The following is a 7,292-nucleotide window of genomic DNA, read 5'->3' as shown; positions in this document are numbered from 1 at the left end:
GGACTCCTGGCGCTCGGACGACACCTCAAGCGCCTACTTCACCTTCGCCGCCGCGGACAGCGCTGAGGCCGACCCCGCGCTGGTCGCCGTCAGCGCGACCTTCGTCAGGGCACTGTTCCACGAACTCGCCGACCAAGCCCCGCCCGCACTCGCCGAGCTGCTCAGCCGCTGGGCCGAACAACGCCGCCACGCCGCGCTCGCGGGCATGCGACCGATCCCGGTCCAGCCGCCCCGCGTCAGCGTGCTGCTCCCCCGAGACGAGTCCCTCTGGCCACCAGAGTCATGGGACGCCTTTGCGGGCCTGGACCTCGACGCGCAGCGGTTCGACAACACACTCCTGCGCTGGGACGCCGACTCAGGGCTCTGGATTCAGGGCAGAACCCAGGCCCAAGCCCAAGCCCAAGCACAGGCGCAGGCGCAGGCGCAGGGCGCCACGTCCAAGCGGCATGATGGTCACGATCCGTCTCTCCCGCCGGTCGGTCGAGGTCAGGACGACCGGACTTCTTAGTACCCTGACGATCAGTGACGTGCTGGCGAGCGGACGCGCCTCGATACCCCTACTCGCCACGAGTACGCACCCGCAAAGCCGACGACGGCGACCACCACACCGACGTAGAACGACCCGACGGCGACCGTGCTGCGCGATGCCAAGGCTCTGCTCTCCGGTTTCACCCCGCTGCCGAAGGCGGCCAGGCATGACGAGTAGGTCCGACCGGTGCGGAGGGGGTCGGCGTGGAGTGGAGCCGGTCAGCCAGCCGGAGGCGTTGTCAGGCGTTTTCAATTTGGAAGCGGCGGACGCCGGCCATGACGCAGACGACAGCCAGGCCCAGGCTGACGAGAATGCCCCAGAGCACGGTGCCGTCCGCGTAGCTGCCGAGGAAGACCTCGCGCATCGCGTCCACGATGTAGCGGAACGGGTTGATGCGGGACAGATCGTAGAGCCAGGTCGGCGCGGACTGCTCGGTGAGCGGGAGCAGGATGCCGGAGAGCAGCAGGATCGGGATCGCCACCGAGTTGAGCAGCGGGGCGAGGGCGTCCTCGCTCTTGAGGGCCAAGCCGACCGCGTAGGACAGCGAGGACATGCTGACCGAGAGCACCAGCACGAAGCACAGCGCCAGCAGGATGCCGCCGACCGGGGCGCGCAGGCCCATGATCAGGCCGGTGAGCACCAGGATGACCGACTGGGTCAGCAGTGCGATCGCGTCGCGCATCACGCGGCCGAACAGCAGGGCGAAGCGGCTGACCGGGGTGACCCGCATGCGCTCGATCACGCCGGCCCGCCACTCGGCGATGATGGCGAAGCCGACGAACAGCGAGCCGAACAGGCCGAGCTGGACCAGCAGTCCGGGCACGAAGATGCGCCACGCCACGTCGGATGCGGCGCTCGGCGAGCTGACGAAGTGCTTGACCAGCGGGCCGAACAGGGTCAGGTAGAGGATCGGCTGGATCACGCCGATGATCAGCCAGGCCGGATTGCGCAGCGAGAGGCGCAGCTGGCGGCGGAAGATCAGCAGGGTGTCGCGCAGCGTGCTGGTGAAGTTCATCGGGCACTCCCGGTTGCGGTTCCGGACTGCGACTGGGCGCCCTCGTCGCCGGCGGCTTCCTGGTTCGCCTGGTCCGCGCCGGGGCTCGGGCTGTCGTCGCGCAGCGAGCGGCCGGTGAGGGTGAGGAACACGTCGTCGAGGGTGGGGCGGGCCAGCTGGATCGACGCGATGGGCACGCCCGCGGCGTCGAGCGTGCGCATGATGCCCATCAACTGCTGCCCGCCGGCGTCCACGTTCACCCGGAGGATCCGGCCGTGGACGGTCTTGTCTCGCACACCTTCGATGCCGTCGAGCGCTGCGAGTGCCACCGCCGGGTCGCGGTCGCCGTTCAGCTCGATCGTGACCAGGTCGCCGGAGATGCGGTGCTTGAGTTCCTCCGGGCTGCCCTCGGCCACGATGCGGCCGAAGTCGATGATCAGGATCCGGTCGCAGAGCGCGTCGGCCTCGTCGAGGTAATGCGTCGTCAGGAAGACCGTGGTGTTCAGGTCGTCACGCAGTCGGCGCACGTGCGTCCACAGGTACGCCCGGCTCTGCGGGTCGAGGCCGGTGGTCGGCTCATCGAGGAACACCAGCCGCGGGGAGTGCACCAGGCCCAGCGCGATGTCCAACCGGCGCTTCTGGCCGCCCGACAGGGTCTTGACGAACCTGTCTTCAAGGCCGGCCAGGTCCAGTTGCACGAGCAGTTTCGAGCAGCGTTCGCGGGCCTCGGCGCCGCCGAGCCGGTACAGCTCGGCCTGGGTGATCAGCTCCTCGCTGACCGTACACGCACCGTCGGTGCCGCCGGTCTGCGCCACGTAGCCGATCCGTTTGCGTACCTCGCCCGGCTGGCGTAGCAGGTCCGCCCCGGCCACGGTGGCGGTGCCGCCGCTGGGTTCGAGCAGCGTGGTGAGCATGCGCAGCGTGGTGGTCTTGCCCGCTCCGTTAGGTCCGAGGAAGCCGACGATCTCGCCCGGACGGACCGTCAGATCGATGCCGCGCACCGCCTCGACCGTGCCGCGTTTGGTCTTGAACTTCTTGGCCAGGCCGGTGACCTCGATCATGGATTCGGTCGAGGGCTGCTGAGCGTGCGGCGGGCCGGCCGAGGTGTCCGCCGGTGCGTCGACCGATGGCGCGTCGGTACTGGGTGAATCCGCCATCGGCTGCCTCCGGGGTGGGTGTGGTGTCGGTGTGGTGTGGTTGCTGGTGGTGCTTGGGTTGGTTGTCGAACTGTTGCGGGAAACGCTACGGCACGGCGCCGACAACGGCGCGGCTACTTCTGCCGGTCGGCGAGCTTTTGCAGGTCGGCGCTGATTTCGGCCTGCTGCCGCAGGTCGTTTTCGGTGGCGGCGAGACCCACCACGAAGAGGATCACGATCGTGGTCAGGCTGATGCCCTCGATCAGCGGTTCGAGCAACTGGTTCGCCGACATGCCCATGGAGTCCGGGGCGGGGGCCGAATATACGACCATCGCCGCCATTCCGGTGTAGTGCATGCCGCATACCGCGACGCCCATGATGAGTGCCGCGCCGATGGTGGCGAAGATGCCGCGGATGTTCATCGCGGCCCACAGCGCCGCGGTGGCGGCGACCACGGCGATGATCACGGACGCGAGCACGATCAGCGGCCGGTACTGCACGCCGGCCGCCATGCGCATCGCCGACATGCCCATGTAGTGCATGCTCGCGACTCCGCCGCCGGTGATGGCACCACCGCCGAGCAGCGCCCGCACAGTCGAACGGCCGGCCACGATCGTCAACCCGACTCCGACGACGACGATGGCGATGATCATGCTGATGATCGTGGTCGGCAGGTCGTAGGTGATCTCAACACCCGTGATGTCATATCCGAGCATGGCGATGAAGTGCATCACCCAGATCCCGGTGCCGCCGATCGACACCGCGGCGAGAGCCAGCCACCGCCAGCGGACGAATCCCTTGGTGGCGCGGGCGCGCGACATGGCCGAAAGACCTAGTGCGGAACCTATGCAGGACATGGTGTAGGCGAGCAATGGAGTGCTCGGACCGTTTATATATCCATGCATCTGCATGGAAAGCATCGATGAAGCGGCGTGCATGATTATTCCCCCCACATGTGGAAACCGCGGCATGGCGTTCCCAGGCCGTACCGCGCGAGTCACGCTATCCGGTCCGCCTCGATCAAGTCAACGTGCTGACGCATGACCGTGAAGTGACGAAAAGCGACCTAATGGTATAGAGTGGGAAATAGCCGACGAACGGGTTAACCGAAGCGGCCGTGGATGTAGTCGGCGGTGCGCGGGTCCGTGGGAGCGCCGAACATGGCGGCTGTGGTGCCGTGCTCGACGATGCGGCCGGGCGCCCCCTGCTCGGCCAGGAAGAACGCGCACTGGTCGGAGACTCGGGCCGCCTGCTGCATGTTGTGCGTGACGATGACGATGGTGACCTCGTGCACGAGTTCGCGGATGGTCTCCTCGATGCGCCGAGTCGAGGTCGGGTCGAGCGCCGAGCAGGGTTCGTCCATGAGCAGCACGCGGGGGCTGACCGCGAGCGAGCGGGCGATGCACAAGCGCTGCTGCTGGCCGCCGGACAGCGCGCCGCCGGGCTGCCGGAGCCGGTCGCCCACCTCGTTCCAGAGGCCGGCTTTGATCAGGCAGGACTCGACAAGGGCGTCCTTCTCGGAGCGGCTGAGGCGCGCGCCGGTGAGCTTGAGTCCCGCGGTGACGTTGTCGTAGATCGACATGGCGGGGAACGGGTTCGGCTTCTGGAAGACCATGCCGATGTGCGCGCGCACCTCGGTGAAGCGGCGCTGCGGGTCGTAGACGTCCACGCCGTCCAGCAGCACCTCCCCCGCGAGCGTGGCGGAGGGTATGAGCTCGTGCATCCGGTTGAGGATGCGCAGAAACGTGGACTTGCCGCAGCCGGACGGGCCGATCAGCGCCGTCACCCGGCCGGCGGGCATGCTGAGCGACACCCGGTCGAGCACCTTGCGCTCGCCGAACCAGGCGGAGATGGAGCGGGCCTCCAGTCCGGCGAGGGGCGCGGCCGTGGCGGCTACGGGGGTCAGGAGGGCAGTCGGGTCGGACATGCGGCGGGCTCCGGAACGGGGGTGAGATGAAGGCGCGGGCGGTGGGGCTGTCTGGCCGAGGGATACGGGGCTAGGGGGTGCCTGAGCTGTGGAGTCGGACCAAGGTGCGACGCGTGGCGCGTGCGAGCGCTGGGTGGGGGGCCGTGCTGGGACTGGGGTCCGTGTACGGCCCGGCAACGCGGCGAGCGCGCGACTGGCGACGCGACTGCTTCCCCATAGTTCGAACAGCCCTTAGGAGTGCACTGAAGATCTTGCTCAGGCCGACCGGTTCGCTCCGGTTCGCCAGCGAATATCGAGCCGGCAAGCCGAAATGAGCCGGGCGCGTTTTCAAGATCTTCATCGGGTCGCTAGATGAGGTTGGGTAGGAGGCGGGCGATTTCGTTGGCGACGGCCAGGCCGAGCATGCCCAGCGTCGGGACGCCGACGAGCCAGGCCTGCCGTGCGCCCCAGCGCAGCCGCGCCCAGGTCAGCGCGATCGCGGCGAGGACGAGAGCCTGCGCCCAGAGCACGAGCGGCATCCAGGCAGCGGGCTCGCCTGCCAGGGCGTTCTCGTTCGGCGGGTTGGTGTCGAACAGCCGGGACGGAGTGGGCTGGACCTTGGAGATCAGCTCCGCGTCCACACGCAGGATGTCCGTGGGGATGTACGCGTCGCCGTCCGCGGTCATCAGCGTCAGGCGTCCCTGATTGACCTTCAGGTCTGGAGGTAACGGATCGTTCGCGCGCCTTACGTCAATGACGCGGTACGTACTCGAACCTTGGCCGGTGGTCACGGTGAACGTGTCGTTGGCGTGCATCTGGTCGAGGTAGTGGAACGGTCCGCCGTACAGCACGCGCCGCGCCATGATGACGCTGATTCCGGCCTGGCCGGGCAGCACCGTGCCGGGTAGGTGGCCGGGGCCGGACATCAACACCGACGACGAGGTGCCCTCGGCGACCACCTGACGCATCCCAAGTTCGGGGATTTCCAGCAGGGCCACCGGGGTGCCGATCGCGACCACCCTGCCGTTCGTGTCCAGCGGGCCGACCGGTGCGCTCGCGTTGGCCAGCGCGTAGCGGAACGCCGCGTACTCCACCTGTTGGTCCCGGCTGTGCCGCAGCGAGCCGATCACCCAGACGTCCGCGAGGAAGCCGATCAGCAGCGCGCCGAGCACGGTCAGCGAAACGCCGACGAACCACATGCCGACGCGGTCGGCCGGCGCCGCCGGCGCGGCGGCGGGCTGCGGCTCGGCCTCCCGCCCGGACGGCTCGGGTTCGGGTTCCGGCTCGGCGGCCTCGGCGGACTCCAGGGTGAGCGACACGGATCAGCCTCCCGTCTTGACGCCCGCCGCGCCGGCCTTCGCCGCGCCGGCCCCGGCGGCGGACTTCTTCGCCGGGGAGGCAGGCGCAGTGGCGGGCCTGCGGCGGCGGCGGAAGAACTCGAAGGCGAGGCCGGCAAGCAGCAGGACCACGATGAGCTGCGCCCACGGCATGCTGATCGTGGAGGCGGAACCCGAGACGCTGGACGCCTTCGGGTCGATGTCGCCGGGCAGCGCCGACGGGTCGACGGTCACCCGGCCGGTGATGACGAACGACGGGAGCACGCCGCCGATCTGCGACGAGTAGCTGATCTGCTGCCCCGGCAGCAACTCCTTGAAGCTCGGTACGTTGACCGCCTGGTTCGGCACGTTGACCGCTTGGTGGGTGCCGCCGGCGAAGCTGCTCACGCTGATGTGCAGGGCACCGGCCAACCGCACGTTCCCCGTGTTGCGCACGGTGTAAGTCACCGTCGCGCTGCCCGCGCCGAAGGGGTTCCACGAGTTGTGGTACGTCGTCTTGACGTTGGTCAGCGTGAGCGCGGCGGAGAGGGCGCCGGGGACGCGGATGTAGATGCGGGTGCCGACGCGCTCCTCGACGTTGACCCGGTTACCCTTGGCGTCGGTGGCGATCCGGTTGAGACCGGCGACGATGCCGCCCGCGTGGTCGCCCGGCGTCGCGTTGACCGGGATGATGACCGTGATGGGCACGATGACGATGGCACGCGCTGGCACCGTGATGAAGTTGCTGCCCGCCAGGTGCACCCACGCGCCGAGGTCCGTGGGCGCGATGGCCGCGGCCTGGATGTCGAAGCCGCCGTCGGCGGTGTTGAACGCGTCGTTGGCGTACACGTGCAGTTGCAGCGGCTGAGTGCTGAAGTTCTGCACCGCGATGTGGTCGGAGATCCGCGCGCCGGGCGTCGCCGAGTAGGTCAGGCGGGCGCGGCTGTCGGGCTTCTCTCCGGTGGCCGGCTGGATGCCGAACGTGGCGGTGTTGGGGCTCGTGCCGGGGGTGCTGATGCTGGGAGCGCTCGAACCGGGAGCGCTCGGACCTGAGGCGGTGGTGAGCGTGGCGGCGGTGAGCGCCGCGGCGGGCGCGGCGCCGGGGATGGCGGTGAGCAGGGCGCCCAGCGTGATGGCGATCGCGGTTCTGGCTGCGGTCGTTGCGATGGCGGTGCCGAACTTGGCAGTGCCGAACTTGGCGAACTTGGTGGCGGCGATTTTGGCGGTGGCTCGCCGGGCGGTGGCGAGTCCGGCAGTGGCGATTCTGGCGGTGGCGATTCTGGACGCGGCGAGCCTGCCGGAGGATCGCGTTCGCGTCGTCCTGTTCATCGATGTCACAGTGTTCTCCGGAGGCTTAAAGCAGTACATGCGGAACAATGGGGGCGGGGGTAGCCGGGCAATTGCGCTGCCC

The 7,292-nt window shown here is 68.8% G+C and carries 6 protein-coding genes and 1 pseudogene; 1 reads left to right on the top strand and 6 read right to left on the bottom strand.

Annotated elements, in window-relative coordinates; all coding sequences use genetic code 11:
• Nucleotides 1-508: pseudogene (locus tag VGS97_RS21135) on the top strand (hypothetical protein); the annotation flags it as partial.
• Nucleotides 509-767: 259 nt separating this feature from the next.
• Here VGS97_RS21135 and VGS97_RS21130 read toward each other — a convergent pair.
• From VGS97_RS21130 to VGS97_RS21105, 6 genes are all read right to left on the bottom strand, one after another.
• Nucleotides 768-1,544, bottom strand: a complete 777-nt coding sequence (locus tag VGS97_RS21130) for an ABC transporter permease (protein WP_326855343.1) — start codon at nt 1,542-1,544, stop codon at nt 768-770.
• Complete coding sequence (locus VGS97_RS21125) at nt 1,541-2,584, bottom strand: ATP-binding cassette domain-containing protein (protein WP_349262204.1); 1,044 nt, start codon at nt 2,582-2,584, stop codon at nt 1,541-1,543. Before VGS97_RS21125 ends, VGS97_RS21130 begins: the two co-directional genes overlap by 4 nt.
• A 209-nt stretch (nt 2,585-2,793) precedes the next feature.
• Entirely contained in the window at nt 2,794-3,480 is a 687-nt protein-coding gene (locus VGS97_RS21120) for an MHYT domain-containing protein (RefSeq protein WP_326855341.1), read from the bottom strand.
• Nucleotides 3,481-3,761: 281 nt separating this feature from the next.
• A complete protein-coding gene (locus VGS97_RS21115) occupies nt 3,762-4,586 on the bottom strand; it encodes a phosphate ABC transporter ATP-binding protein (protein WP_326855340.1) in 825 nt (274 codons plus the stop codon).
• A 347-nt stretch (nt 4,587-4,933) separates the two neighbouring features.
• Nucleotides 4,934-5,884 carry a class E sortase gene (locus tag VGS97_RS21110; RefSeq protein ID WP_326855339.1) on the bottom strand — a complete coding sequence of 317 codons (951 nt, stop codon included), beginning with the start codon at nt 5,882-5,884 and terminating at the stop codon, nt 4,934-4,936.
• Nucleotides 5,885-5,887: 3 nt separating this feature from the next.
• Nucleotides 5,888-7,210, bottom strand: coding sequence for a hypothetical protein (locus VGS97_RS21105; protein ID WP_326855338.1), 1,323 nt, complete (start codon nt 7,208-7,210; stop codon nt 5,888-5,890).
• Nucleotides 7,211-7,292: the final 82 nt, after the last annotated feature.

The sequence above is a fragment of the Actinocrinis sp. genome, assembly GCF_035946395.1.
Lineage (GTDB): Bacteria > Actinomycetota > Actinomycetes > Streptomycetales > Catenulisporaceae > Actinocrinis.
Note: the sequence above shows the minus strand (reverse complement) of the source record. Positions and strands in the feature narration are given on the sequence as shown.

Coding starts and splice junctions, on each gene's coding strand:
- VGS97_RS21130 (WP_326855343.1), bottom strand. CDS start 1,544: ATGAACTTCACCAGCACGCTGCGCGACACCCTGCTGATCTTCCGCCGC.
- VGS97_RS21125 (WP_349262204.1), bottom strand. CDS start 2,584: ATGATCGAGGTCACCGGCCTGGCCAAGAAGTTCAAGACCAAACGCGGC.
- VGS97_RS21120 (WP_326855341.1), bottom strand. CDS start 3,480: ATGTCGCGCGCCCGCGCCACCAAGGGATTCGTCCGCTGGCGGTGGCTG.
- VGS97_RS21115 (WP_326855340.1), bottom strand. CDS start 4,586: ATGTCCGACCCGACTGCCCTCCTGACCCCCGTAGCCGCCACGGCCGCG.
- VGS97_RS21105 (WP_326855338.1), bottom strand. CDS start 7,210: ATGAACAGGACGACGCGAACGCGATCCTCCGGCAGGCTCGCCGCGTCC.